This is a genomic window from Cohnella sp. GCM10012308, from assembly GCF_042649185.1.
Taxonomy (GTDB): domain Bacteria; phylum Bacillota; class Bacilli; order Paenibacillales; family Paenibacillaceae; genus Cohnella.
This window is the reverse complement of sequence record NZ_JBHRYU010000040.1, coordinates 39,099-55,966: the sequence shown is the minus strand read 5'-3', so window position 1 is coordinate 55,966 and position 16,868 is coordinate 39,099. Positions and strand designations below refer to the sequence as shown.

Genomic DNA, 16,868 nt, shown 5'->3' with positions numbered 1-16,868 from the left:
CCCCTTTCCTCGATTAGCGAGCCGGCTTCTCTTCCCGATAGGCGAGACCCACCCTTTTTCCTTTATACGGACCCGCAAGATCCACGTGGGTGAGCATGCAATCCGCGACATCCTCATAGGAAACATCCAGCTCCTGAAGACGGCTGAACAAGTGACCCGCCAGCTCGTTCTCGGAGAGCGCCTGTATCGTATCGGGAAACGGCAAGGGCAAGGCATCCGTGGTGAAATGCAAATGAATCGGCGAGGAGTCGGGCTTGGCTTCGACCATCGTTCCCGGACACATCACGGACCAATCCAGTCCGGTCTGCCGCAGACGATCCAAGTTCCGGTTGTGGTATTGGAAGGCCGGCGGAAAGCCCGGCAGCTCGTTGCCGGTAAGACCGGTATGCGGGATATCGAGCAGCCCGGCGCCTCCCATCATCCATACGCGTCCGGAAAAGAGAGGCTGACGCTCGCACTGGCTGACGATGTTGCCGACGATCGCAACGAATTCTTCTCCCTGACCTGCATGACCGGCAGCGATAACGGCGACATCCTGACGCGCCAGCGCCGCAAAGACGCTGTCCGGATCCATAATATCCTGCGCAATTACCTTTACTTGCTTAGCGGACTGCGTGCCTTGCTGCTCATACAGCTTTTCCGGATTGCGTACGAAAGCGGTCATCTCATGCCCCATTCGAACGCCTTGAGCAAGCACTCTTTTCCCCGTATTCCCCGTTGCGCCGAATACAATGATCTTCATCGTCTCATTCCCTTCTTTCACCAATTCATTTTTCACATTCTGTCTCGCTGAATTGACTCAAGCCTACCATGAGACATAAAATCTTGGTAAGAACCCACTTTTTTGTAGGGCACTTACTTCAAAGTAAGCATGGCGGAGGAGGGTTAGGATGGAAGCGAACGCTGAGACTGCGGCAGAGCGGAAATGTCCCATTGAAACGGTGATGCATCTGTTGGGCGGAAAGTGGAAGCCCTTGATCTTGTGGCACTTGTTAGAAGAAACCAGACGATTCAGCGAGCTGGAGAAGCTGATTCCCGAAGTGACCCAGAAAATGCTGGCGCAGCATTTGCGGGAGCTTGAAGCCGACAGATTGGTGACGCGGACGATTTACCCCTCGGTTCCTCCAAAAGTGGAATACACGCTGAGTGAATATGGAAAAACGATGGTCCCGGTTTTGGAAACGATGTGCGCCTGGGGAGAAAACCATAATCGTTTGAACCTGAAGCCAGCTTCCCCAATCACCGCACATTCGGTGTAGATGTTCCGGTAATTGCCCGCTAAAATATGGGCGAATCGCCGCTTATGCCGACCGCTGATTTGGCTTAGAGTAGTTACCGTAGACGACTGAAAGGCATGTGATGCCAATGTCGATCAGAAGGGACAAGTGGCTGCAATATCGCATCCTCCGCCATGCGCCCTCGCTCGCCGGACGACTGCCGGAAACGCGGTTGCTTAAGCGGAACGGGAAGAATGCTTTATCCGAGATGCTGCTTCAACATCGGAGCGTCGTGCTGAAGCCTCGGGACGGGAGTTTCGGAAGGGGTATTCTGTTCATTACGCGGAACGGCGCAACCGCCTATCGCATTCAAAACGAAAAAAATGCGATCACCCTGAGAGACACCGCCAAGGTGCTCAAATGGCTCCGCAAAGAAAGCAAAGGTCGCGGCTATATCGTTCAGAGGCGTCTGCAGCTTGCTCGAATTCAGCGCAAGCCGTTCGACATTCGGGTCATGGTCCAGCGAAAAAGAGGGGCAACATCCGCATCCGCTTGGGACGCGACCGGTTCGTATGCAAAAGTGGCGGCGCGAGGATATCTGGTCACGAATGTGACGAGCCGCACCCTTCCGGTGCTTGAGGCGCTAAAGTTAGCCCGGATCGGCGACCGGAGCATGCTTGGTAGAGTGGAACGGCTCGCACGACTGGCTGCCAAACGTTTGGGGGAGCGTTACCCCAAGCTTAGACAGGTCGGATTCGATATCGGCATCGACAAGAGGCGCCGGTTATGGATTATCGAAGGCAATTATCGGCCGGACTTGCGGCCTTTCAGGCGCTTGAAGGATGCTTCGATGTATCGCAGAATATTGCGATATAAAAAGCATTAACGTTTAAGAAAAACGTCAGGGGGATAACCCTTGTTTGCTCATCCGAGCGCATTTCCAACTTGTTGGTCTTTGCCCCCATGTCACGCTCTACTGCGGCAACTGCAAAAACAATCCAGCCAGCCTTGCGCATGAGGCGCCTGGGTGTTCCTAAGCAGAAACAAGTCCGGCCGGCCTTGCGCATGAGGCGCCGGGGTGTTCCTAAGCAGGAACAGGTCCGGCCAGCCTTGCGCATGAGGCGCCGGGGTGTTCCTAAGCAGGAACAAGTCCGGCCGGCCTTGCGCATGAGGCGCCTGGGTGTTCCTAATTAGGAACAAATTCGGACGGCCTTGCGTATGAGGCTCCTTGGTGTTCCTAAGTAGGAACAAGTCCGGCCGGCCTTGCGCATGAGGCGCCTGGGTGTTCCTAAGCAGGAACAAGTCCGGCCGGCCTTGCGCATGAGGCGCCTGGGTGTTCCTAATTAGGAACAAATTCGGACGGCCTTGCGTATGAGGCTCCTTGGTGTTCCTAAGTAGGAACAAGTCCGGCTAGCCTTGCGTATGAGGCGCTTTGGTGTTCCTGAGGAGGAACAAATCCGGTCAGCCTTGCGCATGAGGCGCCTGGGTGTTCCTGAGGAGGAACCGATTTTGCATTTATTTCTTCGGTCCGCACGCAGTCTGTCATGCTAACTGTCGATACACGGACTCTCCCGCCGCTACCGTCTCCGTGACGTCGACCGCTCCGCCGGGTTCGTAGCGGAAGAGCGTCAGATCGGCCCGCATGCCGGGCCGGAGCGCGCCCAGCGCCTCGAATCCCATCACCCTTGCCGGCCGTATCGTTACGGCTTGCACGGCCTCGGCCAGGGACAGATCCGTGAATCGCACGGCATTGGCGATTCCATCCGCCAGCGAGGAGGCGGAGCCGGCCAGGATGTTCGGATTGGCTGCCGTATGCAGCAGCCCGTTCGCCTGCAGCACGACCTGTCCGCCGATCGGGCTGCTGTAGGCGCCCGGCGCCATGCCGCCGAAGCGAACGCTGTCGCTGACGAACAGCGCCTTGTCCCGCTTGACCCGCAGCATCGCCTTGAGCACCGGAGGCGCAAGATGGTGGCCGTCCGGGATGAACGTCGCCCATAGCCGGTCGTCCGCCAGCTGCTGCCAGATATAATTGGGATGCCGGGGCAGCATCGGTTCCGAGCCGTTGCCCAGATGCGTCGACACGCGGGCTCCCGCTTGCACGGCTTCCTCCAGTTGTTCGGCGCCGGCTCGGGTATGCCCGATGGCAACCACGACGCCCGCGTCCGAGAGGCGTCGAATGAACGGAATCGCTCCCTTGCGTTCCGGCGCGATCGTGACCATCCGTATCAAGCCTTCGGCCGTCTCCTGCAGACGCTGGAATTCGTCCCAATCCGGATCGCGGATATGCGCCGCAGGATGAGCGCCGCGGCTCCCGTCCTCACCCGATAAATAAGGACCTTCCATATGAATGCCGACAATCGAACGGCTGCCGAAGCGCCCCTCTCTTACGTAACCCGCGATCGTCCCGAACGCGCGCCGCATCTGTTCGATCGGTCCCGTAATAATCGTCGGCAAGAAGGCGGAGACCCCCTTCGGGTGCAGCGCGCGAACGACGCCCTCCAGATCTTCGGGCGTCAGCATCTCCCCGTTGAGATCGTATCCCCCGAATCCGTTCACTTGCAGATCGATCCAGCCGGCGCTGATCCAGGGCAGGTCTTCGGCGCCTGTTTGCGGCTCGGCCGCGCTTCTGACGTCAACGATCCGCTCTTGCGAGACCGTCACTTCCACCGCCTGTCCCGTTACCGCGTCTCTACCTTTCCACATCATGCCTTCCCCCTCCTGTCCGGACGATTGCGCGATGCCCGACAGTCCTTAACGAAGCTGATAGATCAAGGATGCCGATGCTTGGTCCAGATACAATTGCCAATGGGAATGCGTCTTCAGAATCGTCGAAGGAAACTGCGGATCCACGCCCTTCAGCATGGTGTTGCGAATGGCCTCCGCTTTGACCCCATGCGGAACGACCGAGAGAATATGGCGGCTTTTCATAATCTGCTTCACCGTCATCGTGATCGCCTGCTTCGGTACCTCGTCGCGCGATGCGAACCAGCCCTCTCTAACCTGCTGATCCTTGCAGGAGTCGTTCAGATCGACCGCCATATACGGTTCCTCGATGTCAAAGTCCGCAGGCGGGTCGTTAAAAGCGATATGACCGTTCTCGCCGATGCCGATCAAGGCCAGATCGATCGGTGCCCGGGCAATCTCTTCCTTCAGCGACTGCAACACTTCCGGGACCGATCCCTCCCCGTCTACCAGATACGCGCGCTTCACCTTCACATCCTGCAGGAACCGTTCCTTCAGATATTTGCGGAAGCTCGCAGGGTGCGCCTCCGGCAAGCCGATGTACTCGTCCAGATGGAACATTTCGACCCGGCTCCAATCGACGTTCCTGGTTATAAGATGCTTCAGAAATTCAAACTGCGACGCGCCCGTCGATAACAACAGTCGTGCCTCATTTTGCTTGGCCAATGTATCCTGCAAAATTCGCTCCGCCTCGATCGCCGCCGCCAGCCCCGATTGATCGGGCGTATCCGATATTTTCAAGTTCATTCGTTCCCCATTCCCTTCCATTCCGAATTTAGCCATCCCGCGGTGCCCTATTCCCTTGTCGTTGGACCGGCGATGTCGACATATTGCAATAAGCCTGGAAAGACGGCGCTCATCCAATCCTCGTTCGGTTCGCCCGCCGACAGGAACCAATCCGCTAATCGCGCGTATTCGGTATCCGAGTAGACTTGCCCGATCCGATCGCACAACAGCGCCGCGAGGCGGGCCGACAACCAGGCGTTGCCCGGGGCATAAACCGAAAGGCTGGCATTTCCTGCGACGCTTGTTATCCATTCCGCACATCGGATCGTATCGTATGTCCGCAAGGCTGCGAGGCTGTCCCCAAGCCAGATTAACTCGTCCGCCAGCTTGTGCAGCATCCCGAACATCTCCCGTACCGGTTGACCGTACACCGGGGCCGGTTCGTGCGGACCGACGCCGGAAGCGTTCAGCACCACGACACTTCTTCCGGCTGCGCATTGCTCCAGAATCCAGGGCCAATGCCGACTTAGGCAATTCGTGCCGCCCGCCCACGCCGCCATTACGACTTCGGCCGGACGGTCGTCCGCCTCCCGGGCGCCGCCGAACCAGAGCGCGCTGTTCATCACGCCGCTCTGCGACCACCACATCCAATACGCCGTCGATAGACCGTCGGTATCCGCCATGCGCATATGCCTGGTATTGAACGGGCACGGCGCACGGCCGGCATAAACCTGATCGCGCAGCCATTGCTCTCCGTCAGGCGCAAGCGCATCCGACGGCCGCCCGGGGTTGTTCGAGCGGAACCTCTCGTAACGCCTTTGCACAATATCGGACAAAGTCAACGCTTGCGGCCATTCGGACGTCATTCGGCCCTGCTTCGTACACCACAGCTTGTCGGTCGGCACCGCGGGCAACGCATGCCCGGCCGAATCCCGCGGATGCGCAAGCAGCCGTTGCGCAAAAAAAGCCGCGGCCTTCTTCGCCATGCCGTCCGTATAGCGGTGCAGCGACGGTTCGACGTAGCATTCAAAATCGGCTTCCTTGCCGAGCATCTCCCAATAGCGCCGGGATCTCGTCACGGTCCGCCTTGTGCCCTCGATCGGGAAAAAGTCATATTCGGCGGCAAGCACAAGCAGCGGCTTCGGCGCGAAGGCCAGCAGCAAGTCTTCGTGATCGAACCCCGCCTCCGTCAGGCCGGGCCAGACTTGCTCCGCATCTTGCACGCCTCCGGCGTACATATAGCTCTGCCGGTCCATGATGAACGTAGCCGGCGCCGCGGCGCTGATACGTTCGTCGCAGAGCATCATCATCGCGGTCTGGGTTCCGCCTCCCGAATTGCCGGTCACGCCAAGGCGGGCGGTATCCAGCTCCGGACGCGTCTCCAGATAATCGATCGCTCTAATAGCATCCATGACGAAGTATCGGGCAATGCTCTCTCCGAACGGATAACACCGGACTCCGATCCGTTGATGCTCCCCCGTGCCCCATATGCGGTCGCCGGCGTCGTCCAGCGCTTCCCCGACGCGTTCTCCTTGTCCCGGGGGGTCAAAGGCGAACACGGCCAGCCCCTCTTCCACGAATCGTAAAATAACCCGGTGATAATAGTCGCTATGCCTGCCTTCAGGCTCATGGCCGGACAAGAAGAGCACGACCGGGCTGGGCGAGGCGGGTTCCGCTTGCGCAGGCAAATACAGATTAGACGTGACGCGATAACCCGGCAGCGGTTCGTAGACGATATTTTCGATGCGGTAGCCCTCTTCCCGAACCTGCCCGACGATTACGGCATTCATCTCCGCTTCCCGGTCCGGAATTCCCCCGATCGCATGAATAAACGCCGTCTTCATCGCAAGCTGCCGTTCGCGCAAGGCGCTTGCGGTCGAGATTCGGTCTCGCTCCCGGTCCCCTCGGGCAAACGCCCGGTCCGCCCGCTCATACACGTGGCGCTTCAATTGATCCTGCGTATCGTAAAGCGTAAATATCGTGCGCTCAAGCGCTTGCGGCAAAAGCATGGGAGCCTGCCTCCTTGGCTTCAGTTGTCATCTCACCAGTCTTCGGGACTAGGAAAGGGAAGCGAGCGGCCTTCCGCGATGGAGCGATTGGCGAGCGCCCCGATCAGCAACGATTCGGCTCCCGCCAAGCTTCCGGCTTGCTGGCCGAGCGGGTCGGCCAGATTGCCTTCGAACAGCGCTTGGCGAAGCTTGGCATCGCCGCCTCCGTGGCCTTCCGCCGAAACGCGGACTTCGATGTTCTCGACGGTGCCGTCGTTTCTGATTAATTTAATCCAATTGCTGTCGCCGGGCGACATATCTGCGTTGCTGTAGACGTTCGCCAGTTCCAGACGTCCTTGGCTGCCGTTGATCGACGCCCGCCAGCCTTCGTACGGGCTGTATGCGATCAAGGAGTACGTGAGCAAGACGCCGCTGTCGTACCTCACGTTCACGGACATGTTGTCGTAAATGTCGATCCGATCGTCGAACACGCAGCGGTCCCGGATATAGCTGTCCTCCTGCTCCGCCTGTAAATAATATTGCTTGAGGAACGGATCCTGCTCGGCGTCCAGGTAGAATTCGCAGCTCTGCTGAAAATCGCAGGTCAGGCAGCGCTCGCCTTTATTGGCGCGGCGGTCTCCATATACGCGCCGGCTCCCGAATGCATGCACTTCGGCGGGCGCGCTGTCGATCCACCAGTTCGCGATATCGAAGTGATGCGTCGACTTGTGAACGAGCAGTCCGCCGCTGTTCTTCATCTCGGAGTGCCAGCGCCGGAAGTAATCCGCTCCGTGCCGGCGGTCCAGAAACCATTCCAGCTGCATATGGTGGACGTCCCCGATCGCGCCGTCCGCGATCAGCTGCTTCACCTGGGCGAAGTACGGCGAGAATCGCAAATTGAACGTGACGGTTACTTTCCTTCCGCTGTCCTTCTCTGCCTGCAGAATAGCCTGGCACTTGTCTTCGTCGATCGTCATCGGCTTCTCGGAGATGACGTCGCAGCCGGCCCGCAACGCCTCGATAATGTAGGTGTGGTGGGTATGGTCGGCCGTGGCAACCAACACGACGTCGGGCCTCGTCTGCGCCAGCATGTCCTGGAACGTTCGGTAAACCGGGATGTGGCCGCACGCCTCGCTTAGCAGCGCCGCGCGCACCGGGTTCTTGTCGTAGACGCCGGCAAGCTTGATTCGATCCGACCACTCCGATGCCATCGGCTTGGCGAACATATGCAAGGATCTGGCGCCGGCTCCTGCAATGACATACTTTTTCACGCTCCGAACATCTCCTTACTGATTAGCCTTTAACAAAAAGTAATCGATATCTATCGTGAGCGTAACATGAAAGTGTTTGCAATTCAACTTTTATTCTATATATCCAATAAAATTACGATTATAAAGCTGCTTTTACCGCTTTTATATTCTTAATATAGGTAATCGATTACTTTTTGGATAACACAATAAGATTCAGTGTTAGCCATTCAAATCACGGACCGATTGCCGCTCGAGCAGCTTGGGTTGAAGAGTCACGTTGAACATCGGCTTATCCTTGCCCATCGTCATGTCGACCAGCATCCTGCAAGCCATCTTGCCCATTTCGTAATCGGGTTGCTTAATGGTCGTTAACGGAGGATGGATCATCTGCCCCACGTCAATCCCGTCGAATCCCATGACCGATACGTCGGACGGCACCTGCAGTCCCCGAGCCCTGAGCTCATGAATGACGCCGAATGCCAGAAGGTCGTTGCAAGCGAAGATCGCGGTCGGCGGTTGATCCGCATCCATCATTCGCCGGGCAAGCTCCCTGCCCGTCTCGAATTCGAAGATCGGATTAAAAGGCTCGTCGGTGCGGTATTCCTCCACGAACGGCTCAAGACCCGCTTCCTTCATCGCATCCGTGTAGCCGCGGCAGATCCCTTTTCGGCTGGGGCGATTGAGCTTGGTCGTCACATAACCGATGCGGGTGTGCCCTTTGCCTTGCAAGTATTTGGCCGCCAGGAACCCCCCCTTGTGATGATCGAACTCGATTTGCGATAGGCCTTCCTCGTCCAATTTCTGATCGATCGCAATGACATTTACGTTCATTTCGATTAATCGCTTCAGCTTCTCTTTATTTGTGGTGATGGAGGAGATAATGACCCCTTTGACCTGCTTTTCCATCATGGTCTGTATGTACTCGTCCTCCAGCTCCGGATCCTGCAGAGAATTGCAGGCAAATACCGTGAATCCCTCTTGCCTGGCCACTTCCTCCACGCCGAACACGACGGAAGAGTAGAACGGATTAATAATCGACGGAATAATGATGCCGATGGTCATCGTCGAATTCTTTTTCAATTGCTTGCCGAGCAAATTCGGAACGTAGTTGACTTCCTCGGCAATCTTGAGAATCCGGGTTCTGAGCTTCTCGCTAACCGGATAATCGCTGTTGCTGAGCACCCGGGATACCGTAGCCGACGATACGTTGGCCAATTTGGCGATGTCGTGAACCGTCACAGACTTTGACATGGGGAACCTCTTCAACCTGGTGAATTTACCTTGGCGGCATAGCCTAAATATAGCATAGTCCCACAGCGTGAGGAAGCGTGACGGGGAAGGGTTTGGCGACCGTCGCCAGCCACTCTCTATATCCGGAATGGCGCATTGAAGAGTGTCATCGCGGCCGCCTGAGCGTTAAAAAAGACGACAGCCTTTTAACATTGGCCTGTCGTCTCTTTGTGGTTGGCGCTTATGTTTGATCAGGCCCCGCTTGGGACATTCACCTGCGTTTTCTGGAGCTTACGACGCGCGTCACCTGGAACTGGTTGGGCCCTACCTGGATGATGGCAAAGTTGCTGTAGGATGTGCCGGAGGACGTATAGGGCTCCGCTTCGATATTGCCGCTCGGCGTTCTGACCGTTGCGGTGATCTTCGTCAACAAACAGGCGCCGCGGCTGGAGGCTCTCCAAGTCTCGTCGCGTTGAACGGAATAGCTGTCGTCGCTGCAAAGAAAGGATGCATATTCAACCTTCCCGGACGCATTAAACGGAGTCGAGTTGTGGATCTGAACGAGGTCGTAACCGGCTTGCGGCTTGCGATTTCCCATGCGCAAAACCTCCCTTAATGGATACTGTTCATTAAATGCAAGTAAATCCTTTCGGTCAGGGATAGATGTGGACAAGAAAAAAAAGTGCGATTGTCCGGGTAGGTCGGGATGAGACGGCCATTCATGATCGCCCACCTCCCGCCATCGCCGCCTTAAAATGCCAAATTAGACTATAATATCGTAAGATGCTTTACTTTTTAGTATACTGTGCTATTATTAAGCACTGACAGATCACACATCATAGGAGGCAATTCCCCATGGCAAACGTACTGTTCGTCAAGGCCAATAACCGCCCTTCCGAGCAAGCGGTCAGCGTGAAGTTATACAATGCTTTTTTCGAATCGTATAAGGAAAACAATCCTAACGACACGATCACCGTACTCGATCTGTTCGCTGCGGAACTCCCTTATTACGACAATGACATGATGACGGGACTGTACAAGGCGGCGCAAGGAATCGAGGCAACGGCTGAAGAGAAGAAGCTGGCCGATCTCGCGAACGGCTACTTGGATCAATTTCTGGCCGCCGACAAGATCGTCTTTGCTTTTCCGCTCTGGAACTTCACGATTCCGGCACAGCTCCTGACTTATCTGTTCTACCTGGGCCAAGCAGGTAAAACATTCAAATATACGGCAGAAGGCCCTGTTGGCCTGGCCGGCGACAAGAAGGTCGTCATTCTGAACGCCCGCGGCGGCGTTTACTCCGAAGGCCCGATGGCACAGCTCGAAATGTCGGTCAACTACGTGAAGAACACGCTTGCTTTCTGGGGCGTCACGGACGTCACGACAGTTATCGCCGAAGGCCACAACCAATTCCAGGACCGCTCGCAGCAAATCATCGAAGACAGCATCGCGCAAGCAACGAAGCTGGCGAGCAGCTTCTAAGCAATCCATTCCACTAAGACAAAGAAACCAACGCAGGCTTTTGGCCGGCGTTGGTTTCTTTGCGTTTTTTATGTCCGTTAAGCCGTGCAGGAAATCGCATTAAACCGCCGAAATAAACGAATGGGGTACAAAAGAAAAGGTACTTAAAAAACCGCTCGTCGGAAGGAGCGACCGACATGAATGAGCTATATCGGGAAATATATACGAAGCTGCCGGAACGGGAGCGGCAGGCGCTGCTGGCTTCGCTGGCGGAGAGGCATCCAGGCCTTGAGCTGAAGGCGTTTGCCCGTTTCGAGCGGTTCGACAGAGGCACGGATACGGCCATTTATTCGCTGGACGGGAGCGAGTTTGTATTTGTTCCAGGCGATACGGTGACGCTGGGATGGAATTCGTTCGCCGACGGCTTCGATGAGGCGACGCAGCAGGATATAGACGAGACGCTGGGCGAGTTCGATATCGAGGACGGCGAGGCGTGGATCGGAAGCCTCATGTCGCCGGTTCGCACGGTGACGGTGCCGCCGATGCTGGCAGAGCGCAAGCTGCGGGAGATCGGCTGGACGAAGGCATCGCCAGGCGACAGCGCAGTAGTCGAAAGATGGAAAGCGGCCATCGACAACTTCGAGAGCACTTCCACGAACAGGCTCACGATCGATAAGCGGTTGCGGCTTGAGCGGTCGGCGGAAGGCGTCACGGTCTTGTCGACGTACGCGCCGGTGAGCTACGAGGAATTGCTGCAAAGCCTTCAGTCGCAGGGCTTTTCCCTGCCGACGGAGGACGAGTGGGAATACTTGTGCGGCGGCGGCTCCCGGACCTTGTGGCGCTTCGGGGACAGCTTCGATTACGACATGCACCTTAAGCATTTCCAGGCTCCGGAGCGGAAAGGCGCGCCGCACGACCTGGAGCTGCCTAACGAGTTCGGTATCCACATCGCCTACGATCCTTACAAATACGAGGTGGTGGACGACGCTTGCTTCTTAAAGGGCGGCGACGGCGGAAGTATGATCTGCGGAGGCACGGGAATGGCGATCGGCTATTTGCCGACCGCGACTTATTACCGGCCTTCCTATATGGGAGAATCGGCAGAGACGGACTATAAAGCCGATATCGGCGGCGATTATACCTTTTATCGCAGAATCGTGCGGCTTTGAGGTGACTTTAACGTACTCGGGCTTTATTGAACGTTAACGGTCGCTTGCATCGCTTCAGCAATGATGAAGAAGTCCTCGCGCGCGATCTCGAATTGGCCGGTGCGGAACGGGTAACCCCAATTCTGCTTGCCGCTGGTGAAGCTAAGCCGGTCGAGCAGGTCCGCGATCCGCGCTTCCCGGCAGGCAACGTAGTCGATGTTCCGGCGAAAAGGCACGAACGTGGCGGACATCGCATACTCGTATACGCGATCGTCCGCTACCCGGCCGATGGCGGTGAACGCCTGCAGCGGTTCTCCGCCTCCCATCTCGGTGCGAGGAGAGTAGTACACCAGCCAGTCCCCCGGCCGCATCCTGCGCAGCGGCGCGGCTTTGCCGTGGCACATCTGGGCAAAGCCGCCCTGAACGCCGCGCTGCACGTGCGACGCCGAGACGACGCCGATCCAATAGCGCGGTCGCACGCGCACCGCGCCGGCATCCCCCTCGCCCGGGAACGCGGCGGTCATTTGCAAGGCCTCATACATACGCTTCCCTCCAAGCGTCGTCCAGACGCTTCTTCTGCAGCAGATGATGACGATAATGCATCTCGATCAATTGGAACCACTCGAGCGCATTTAAGCCGCCAAGCCGCGGATGAATAACCGTATTTTGCACGAGCGCAAGTGTCTTATCCTTGTTCGGATCAAATGCCGCTGCCACTGCCGACTCGATCTCGGCCATTCGACGAACCGTATCGCGCAGCCCGTCTACGATTTGTTCCTTGCTCTCCGGCTGGGGCGGCGTGTACTGCGGCGACGGGGGAACCTGAATGCGCTCCGGCGGAAAGCTTCCCGCCCTGAACAATGCCTCCCCCTGCTCCGACTTGCCTGCTGGAGAACCCTCCGTTTCTGCACCTGGCGAGAGACACAGCGCTACATTCCGCAAATGCATAAACTGCGCGGAGCGGATCAGATGCATATGCATCTGACCAAGCGACCACGCCTCTTCTGCAGGCTTCCATAGCAGCTGCTCCAGGCTGAAGCCCTCTAATTCCTGAATATAACCGTTCACTGTCTCTTCGAATTCGCGCAACGTTTCCTTCGTATTCATTACTGGAACCACTCCTTGAACTGGGATGGCTCAAGCATACGACAACGCTCCTGACACAACCTTGTCAGTACCTTTTTCGCATGTTTTCGATTTCCGCGCGCATGCGATCCCGCAGCGATTCCGGCTCCAGCACGCGCACGGCCGCGCCCCAGCCAAGCGTCCACTGGAGCAGCTCCTCGACTCGCCGGACGCGGAACGTCGCCAGCCAGCCACCCTCTCCTCCCGGCTCGAACGATTCCATATAGAAATTATCCGCTCCCTGCACCAGGTCCGCGACAGCCGGATCGACCAGCATCCGCACGATGACGTTCCGGTCGTCCGCGGGCCTTCGGTCCTGAAGGTTAAAGCCGGGAAGAACTTCAAACGATTCATCCAGTACGACGAGTTCATTCATGCGGGACAGCCGAAAGTGGCGAACTTCTCGCCTCAGACCGCAGAACGCGACAAGCAGCCACGCGCCCTGGGAAAATACGAGCCCGTAAGGGTCGGCGGTACGCTCGCTGTGACGGTTTCCGTCCATGTCCGGCAGGTTCTTGGAATAGCGGAAACGAATCTTACGCTTCTGTACGATCGCCCGGCGCAGCAGCTCGAACGTCTCCTTCTCCTCCCCGCGCGTTCTCCCCGCTCTATCGTTCAACAGCCGGATCGCCGACCGCAGCCGGGCCGTTTCCTCGCGTACGCTTTCCGGTAAAATGGCCTCGATCTTCTCCTGCGAACTGCGAGCGCTCGATCCGTACTCCGTATCCAGCCTCAGCTCGACGAAGTCCGCCCCGACGAGCAGCGCCATCGCTTCCTCGGCCGTGAAGCTTACCGGAGGGAGGAAGTATCCCTCCATCAGGGAGTAGCCTACGCCAGGGGCGCCTGCCACGGGAACGCCCATCTCGCTAAGCGCCTGCATGTCGCGGTAAATCGTGCGGACGCTCGTCTCGAACCGGCCGGCCAAGTCCTCGGCGCGCAGGACCCCTTTACGCTGCAGCTCAATGACGATGGCCAGCATTCGCTCGGTTTTGTTGATATCCGTCCACTTCCCTTCCCTCACTTGCTATGAATAATCGGATTTATCGGCAAAAACCCTAACTGATTCAAGGAGCCGTGGTTGGATAAGTTATTTATATCCATTTATAAGCTGTAATCTCGCGTTCCAGGGGATGTGATGGAATGAGCATGGAAAGGGACAGCAGCTTTTTTTACGTTGAAAATGAGGTTAGCAGGCATTTTATGCTCAGTCTTGTGTCTTCAATGATTTGCAGCATTGCTCTCGCCATTTTAGAAGGAAACCATTACATTCTGGTCTTTATTGTATATTGGCTCTATACTTTTCCTTCCATTTTAATCATGGGCGGCCTTTTCTCTTTCATTATTGAAAAAAAGATCGCTTTACATTTTAGCCCTAAAAACCGAATTCTAAGGTACTTATTCAAAATCATTTTGTACCTGATTGCCGGCTTTCTTTTTATAACCCTATATTTCCTTATTGTTTTAAAAACCTTGCCCTATTTTAGCCCGTGGAGCGCTTTTATTTCATTTTATCAATACGGGTTCTTTGGAGCTCTATTATATTTGCATCTATATATTTTTTATGAATTTATTCTGTCCTACAGAAAACACCCCGAAGCCAGGTGCAGTGAACTTGATAAGGGAACCAGGTGAAAAAATGCGAGATACTGACTGGACACGATTAAAGGTCGAAGGTATCGCCAAGATAGAAAAATTAGTTGCCGAGTATGTGGTAACGCAACTAGATGTGCCTACAGGAAGGTTTCGAGTAAGAATCTACGAATCCGCTAATCGTTGGTTTATGGGAATAACAAATTTACGAATTAAGAATGCCATCGATGGTTACCCGGAAGCCGGGTTAGGTAATGGGCAATCGTTAACTGAGGCATTAGAAGACACCCTCCGCAACCTTATGCAGCTTCTGTTAGAAGATCGTGTATTAACAGATGATGATTTTGTTTTTGTGAACTATAGTGATTTTTAAAAAAACCATTTAGAGGTGTTCGCCTGGCCTTATGGAGCGCCAGCGTCCGCAGGAGCATCCCCGCTGCCCGCATCCCCTTCGCCAGATATCGTCGTGTCATTGGGCGGGGTCTCCGTTTCTTCCGGCGTTTCTTCCGGCGTTTCTTCCGGCATTTCTTCCGGCGCTTCCTCCTTCACGATCGTCGTCAGGGCATCCAGCGGCAAATCGGCCTCGCGGACCCAGACTGTACCCTCTAAGGCCGCGACAAGGAGCCAGCCGTTCCAACGTTCGACAACGACGGCCGTTTGGGTTTGGAGCATGACGGAGGAAGGTTCCGCAGCAATCGGCGTTTCATAATGGACAGCTTGCTCCGTCAGGTTGACGGCCAGGTTAACCGGTTTCTCGAACGGACCTGCAATGACCGCTCTGGCAGAGATCCAGCTGGGGCCGTTCGGCGCGGAGATTTCCAGCCAATCGCCTTTCTGCCGCAGCGTTTGGTAGCTGCCCCTATACACGGCGCCCGCTGATTTCGCACGGAGCTCAGGGAACTGGTACCCTTTTTCATCGGCGAGCAGTCGAACCTCTTGGGTCCATTTTGCAGCCGATTGCCGTTTCATCCATAAGCCATAGCCTTTCTCGGCTAACATCCATAGGGTGTCTTTATGCTGCTTCCAGATTCGGTTCCATTCCGACAGCGGAACGTGCGTCGAACCGGCAGCCCGCCCAAGCTCCGGGGTCAGGGCGGGTCTTCCGAACTGCTGGATAAACCAATCGGTGAATCCGCCGCCGGACGGATTGGGCTGAGGCGCTACGAGCGAATAACCCGTCAGCTTCGCGTAGGCGGAAGCCATGCTATAATCGCGGCTGTAGTTCGCCGGATCGGTATGAAAATTCCAATATAAAATTTCGCCTGAAGTATGGTAAGCCAGCGAGATTTCCGGCTTGGTCGCGAGCGCCAGATCGTACATGGCCTTCGCTTCTTTCGCTTGCAGCGGCTGAGCGCCTTTATAGTTCATAAAGCTCGGCCTTTTGGCGGCGTTCGTGATTCCGCCCCAATTTGCCGGATATTGACGGTTCAGATCGATGCCTTTGGCATTCGCTTTCCAACGCTTGAAGTCTCTGCTGCCGTTATTCATATAGATGAGACTGGCGCGATCGGCTTCCGGAAAAGCGCTCAAGCCGGATTGCTGGAGCGTCACGCCGTCGGGATTGACCATCGGGACGATGCGGAACGTGACCCGGTCCAGCAGGTCGCGGGCACGGATCCCGCCTGAGACCGTACCGTTTTTCTCGTATTGAACGGCCATCTCCTCGATCAGCTTCATCAGCGTAATCGTTGTCATCCATTCGCGGGCATGATGGGAACCATTAAGCATAATGACGGCAGGGCCATGGCCGACATCAACCATGAACAGCGAACGGCCGTATTCGCTTTTTCCCGCTGAATCAAGCGTAATAAGTTGTGGATATCTCGCTGACAGGGCCTGCAAATCGACGCTCATGCGGGTGTAGGAATACACTTGCAGCGGATTGACGATCGGTTGATTGGAGGACGGATTGGCCGATTGAACGGCGGCTCGTACGGGTAATCGAGCAGAGGATAAGACGACCGCGACCGTTAAAACAAGGGCAATTAAAGTTCGGACGGACTTTTTAAAGCGGATATCTCGCAGGATGAAGAAAGACATTTTGTTCCTCCAAGCCGATGATGTCGAATACGCAAATCTGATCCTACGTATTCGACATCTATCGCTAATCCCCTCCTAACAGTTGGAAATCTCATCCCGCAGCCGTTCCGATAATCCGGCCTTATCGTCGCCGCGCCGTTCATTTGCCGCAATGCCTGCAAATATACATCCATTTTCGCCGATTTCAATCCTTTCGAGAAGAAAGGATGCAATAGCGCAGTTATTTTCCTCCATCAGCCCGATTTCCGGTTGTGCTTTTAAATTTACCTGCATATTTGCATGTATTTCATTAAACGCCGCGAACAATTAAAAAATACCTGTACATATGCAGGTTTTACGTCCCGCCACACG

General features: G+C 56.0%; 17 protein-coding genes. 5 read left to right on the top strand and 12 right to left on the bottom strand.

Annotated elements, in window-relative coordinates; all coding sequences use genetic code 11:
• Positions 1 to 13 precede the first annotated feature (13 nt).
• Positions 14 to 742, bottom strand: coding sequence for an NAD(P)-dependent oxidoreductase (locus ACFOTD_RS29940; RefSeq protein WP_378123628.1), 729 nt, complete (start codon positions 740 to 742; stop codon positions 14 to 16).
• Positions 743 to 890: 148 nt separating this feature from the next.
• Between ACFOTD_RS29940 and ACFOTD_RS29935 the strand changes: the two genes are divergently transcribed.
• Positions 891 to 1,259 carry a winged helix-turn-helix transcriptional regulator gene (locus ACFOTD_RS29935; RefSeq protein WP_378123627.1) on the top strand — a complete coding sequence of 123 codons (369 nt, stop codon included), beginning with the start codon at positions 891 to 893 and terminating at the stop codon, positions 1,257 to 1,259.
• Positions 1,260 to 1,365: 106 nt separating this feature from the next.
• A complete protein-coding gene (locus ACFOTD_RS29930; protein ID WP_378123626.1) occupies positions 1,366 to 2,103 on the top strand; it encodes a YheC/YheD family protein in 738 nt (245 codons plus the stop codon).
• 656 nt (positions 2,104 to 2,759) lie between these two features.
• On the opposite strand, the gene ACFOTD_RS29925 is transcribed toward ACFOTD_RS29930, so the two are convergent.
• From ACFOTD_RS29925 to ACFOTD_RS29900, 6 genes are all read right to left on the bottom strand, one after another.
• A complete protein-coding gene (locus ACFOTD_RS29925) occupies positions 2,760 to 3,923 on the bottom strand; it encodes an N-acetylglucosamine-6-phosphate deacetylase (protein ID WP_378123625.1) in 1,164 nt (387 codons plus the stop codon).
• Between the two features lie 45 nt (positions 3,924 to 3,968).
• Positions 3,969 to 4,706, bottom strand: coding sequence for a glucosamine-6-phosphate deaminase (locus ACFOTD_RS29920; protein ID WP_378123624.1), 738 nt, complete (start codon positions 4,704 to 4,706; stop codon positions 3,969 to 3,971).
• A 47-nt stretch (positions 4,707 to 4,753) separates the two neighbouring features.
• A complete protein-coding gene (locus ACFOTD_RS29915) occupies positions 4,754 to 6,694 on the bottom strand; it encodes an alpha/beta hydrolase family protein (protein ID WP_378123623.1) in 1,941 nt (646 codons plus the stop codon).
• A gap of 32 nt (positions 6,695 to 6,726) precedes the next feature.
• Entirely contained in the window at positions 6,727 to 7,944 is a 1,218-nt protein-coding gene (locus tag ACFOTD_RS29910) for a Gfo/Idh/MocA family protein (protein ID WP_378123622.1), read from the bottom strand.
• Between the two features lie 198 nt (positions 7,945 to 8,142).
• Entirely contained in the window at positions 8,143 to 9,174 is a 1,032-nt protein-coding gene (locus ACFOTD_RS29905) for a LacI family DNA-binding transcriptional regulator (protein ID WP_378123621.1), read from the bottom strand.
• 250 nt (positions 9,175 to 9,424) lie between these two features.
• Positions 9,425 to 9,751, bottom strand: a complete 327-nt coding sequence (locus ACFOTD_RS29900) for a hypothetical protein (RefSeq protein WP_378123620.1) — start codon at positions 9,749 to 9,751, stop codon at positions 9,425 to 9,427.
• A 257-nt stretch (positions 9,752 to 10,008) separates the two neighbouring features.
• On the opposite strand from ACFOTD_RS29900, the gene ACFOTD_RS29895 reads away from it, so the two are divergent.
• Together ACFOTD_RS29895 and ACFOTD_RS29890 are read left to right on the top strand one after the other, a co-directional pair.
• Complete coding sequence (locus tag ACFOTD_RS29895; RefSeq protein ID WP_378123619.1) at positions 10,009 to 10,635, top strand: FMN-dependent NADH-azoreductase; 627 nt, start codon at positions 10,009 to 10,011, stop codon at positions 10,633 to 10,635.
• A 176-nt stretch (positions 10,636 to 10,811) separates the two neighbouring features.
• Positions 10,812 to 11,783, top strand: coding sequence for a hypothetical protein (locus tag ACFOTD_RS29890; RefSeq protein WP_378123618.1), 972 nt, complete (start codon positions 10,812 to 10,814; stop codon positions 11,781 to 11,783).
• 23 nt (positions 11,784 to 11,806) lie between these two features.
• On the opposite strand, the gene ACFOTD_RS29885 is transcribed toward ACFOTD_RS29890, so the two are convergent.
• From ACFOTD_RS29885 to ACFOTD_RS29875, 3 genes are all read right to left on the bottom strand, one after another.
• Entirely contained in the window at positions 11,807 to 12,286 is a 480-nt protein-coding gene (locus ACFOTD_RS29885) for an EVE domain-containing protein (RefSeq protein ID WP_378123654.1), read from the bottom strand.
• A gap of 10 nt (positions 12,287 to 12,296) precedes the next feature.
• Positions 12,297 to 12,869, bottom strand: a complete 573-nt coding sequence (locus ACFOTD_RS29880) for a DinB family protein (protein ID WP_378123617.1) — start codon at positions 12,867 to 12,869, stop codon at positions 12,297 to 12,299.
• 64 nt (positions 12,870 to 12,933) lie between these two features.
• Positions 12,934 to 13,884, bottom strand: a complete 951-nt coding sequence (locus ACFOTD_RS29875) for a helix-turn-helix transcriptional regulator (protein WP_378123653.1) — start codon at positions 13,882 to 13,884, stop codon at positions 12,934 to 12,936.
• 615 nt (positions 13,885 to 14,499) lie between these two features.
• Between ACFOTD_RS29875 and ACFOTD_RS29870 the strand changes: the two genes are divergently transcribed.
• Positions 14,500 to 14,850 carry a hypothetical protein gene (locus tag ACFOTD_RS29870; protein ID WP_378123616.1) on the top strand — a complete coding sequence of 117 codons (351 nt, stop codon included), beginning with the start codon at positions 14,500 to 14,502 and terminating at the stop codon, positions 14,848 to 14,850.
• Between the two features lie 29 nt (positions 14,851 to 14,879).
• Here the strand turns inward: ACFOTD_RS29870 and ACFOTD_RS29865 are convergent, their stop codons facing one another.
• Together ACFOTD_RS29865 and ACFOTD_RS29860 are read right to left on the bottom strand one after the other, a co-directional pair.
• Positions 14,880 to 16,517 carry a M14 family metallopeptidase gene (locus ACFOTD_RS29865; protein WP_378123615.1) on the bottom strand — a complete coding sequence of 546 codons (1,638 nt, stop codon included), beginning with the start codon at positions 16,515 to 16,517 and terminating at the stop codon, positions 14,880 to 14,882.
• A 75-nt stretch (positions 16,518 to 16,592) separates the two neighbouring features.
• Positions 16,593 to 16,823, bottom strand: coding sequence for a hypothetical protein (locus ACFOTD_RS29860; RefSeq protein WP_378123614.1), 231 nt, complete (start codon positions 16,821 to 16,823; stop codon positions 16,593 to 16,595).
• Positions 16,824 to 16,868: the final 45 nt, after the last annotated feature.

Excerpts from the sequence above, each read along its gene's own strand:
- ACFOTD_RS29885 (WP_378123654.1), bottom strand. The coding sequence starts at position 12,286 with ATGACCGCCGCGTTCCCGGGCGAGGGGGATGCCGGCGCGGTGCGCGTG.
- ACFOTD_RS29935 (WP_378123627.1), top strand. The coding sequence starts at position 891 with ATGGAAGCGAACGCTGAGACTGCGGCAGAGCGGAAATGTCCCATTGAA.
- ACFOTD_RS29925 (WP_378123625.1), bottom strand. The coding sequence starts at position 3,923 with ATGATGTGGAAAGGTAGAGACGCGGTAACGGGACAGGCGGTGGAAGTG.
- ACFOTD_RS29905 (WP_378123621.1), bottom strand. The coding sequence starts at position 9,174 with ATGTCAAAGTCTGTGACGGTTCACGACATCGCCAAATTGGCCAACGTA.
- ACFOTD_RS29940 (WP_378123628.1), bottom strand. The coding sequence starts at position 742 with ATGAAGATCATTGTATTCGGCGCAACGGGGAATACGGGGAAAAGAGTG.
- ACFOTD_RS29930 (WP_378123626.1), top strand. The coding sequence starts at position 1,366 with ATGTCGATCAGAAGGGACAAGTGGCTGCAATATCGCATCCTCCGCCAT.
- ACFOTD_RS29890 (WP_378123618.1), top strand. The coding sequence starts at position 10,812 with ATGAATGAGCTATATCGGGAAATATATACGAAGCTGCCGGAACGGGAG.
- ACFOTD_RS29915 (WP_378123623.1), bottom strand. The coding sequence starts at position 6,694 with ATGCTTTTGCCGCAAGCGCTTGAGCGCACGATATTTACGCTTTACGAT.
- ACFOTD_RS29895 (WP_378123619.1), top strand. The coding sequence starts at position 10,009 with ATGGCAAACGTACTGTTCGTCAAGGCCAATAACCGCCCTTCCGAGCAA.
- ACFOTD_RS29865 (WP_378123615.1), bottom strand. The coding sequence starts at position 16,517 with ATGTCTTTCTTCATCCTGCGAGATATCCGCTTTAAAAAGTCCGTCCGA.
- ACFOTD_RS29920 (WP_378123624.1), bottom strand. The coding sequence starts at position 4,706 with ATGAACTTGAAAATATCGGATACGCCCGATCAATCGGGGCTGGCGGCG.
- ACFOTD_RS29880 (WP_378123617.1), bottom strand. The coding sequence starts at position 12,869 with ATGAATACGAAGGAAACGTTGCGCGAATTCGAAGAGACAGTGAACGGT.
- ACFOTD_RS29900 (WP_378123620.1), bottom strand. The coding sequence starts at position 9,751 with ATGGGAAATCGCAAGCCGCAAGCCGGTTACGACCTCGTTCAGATCCAC.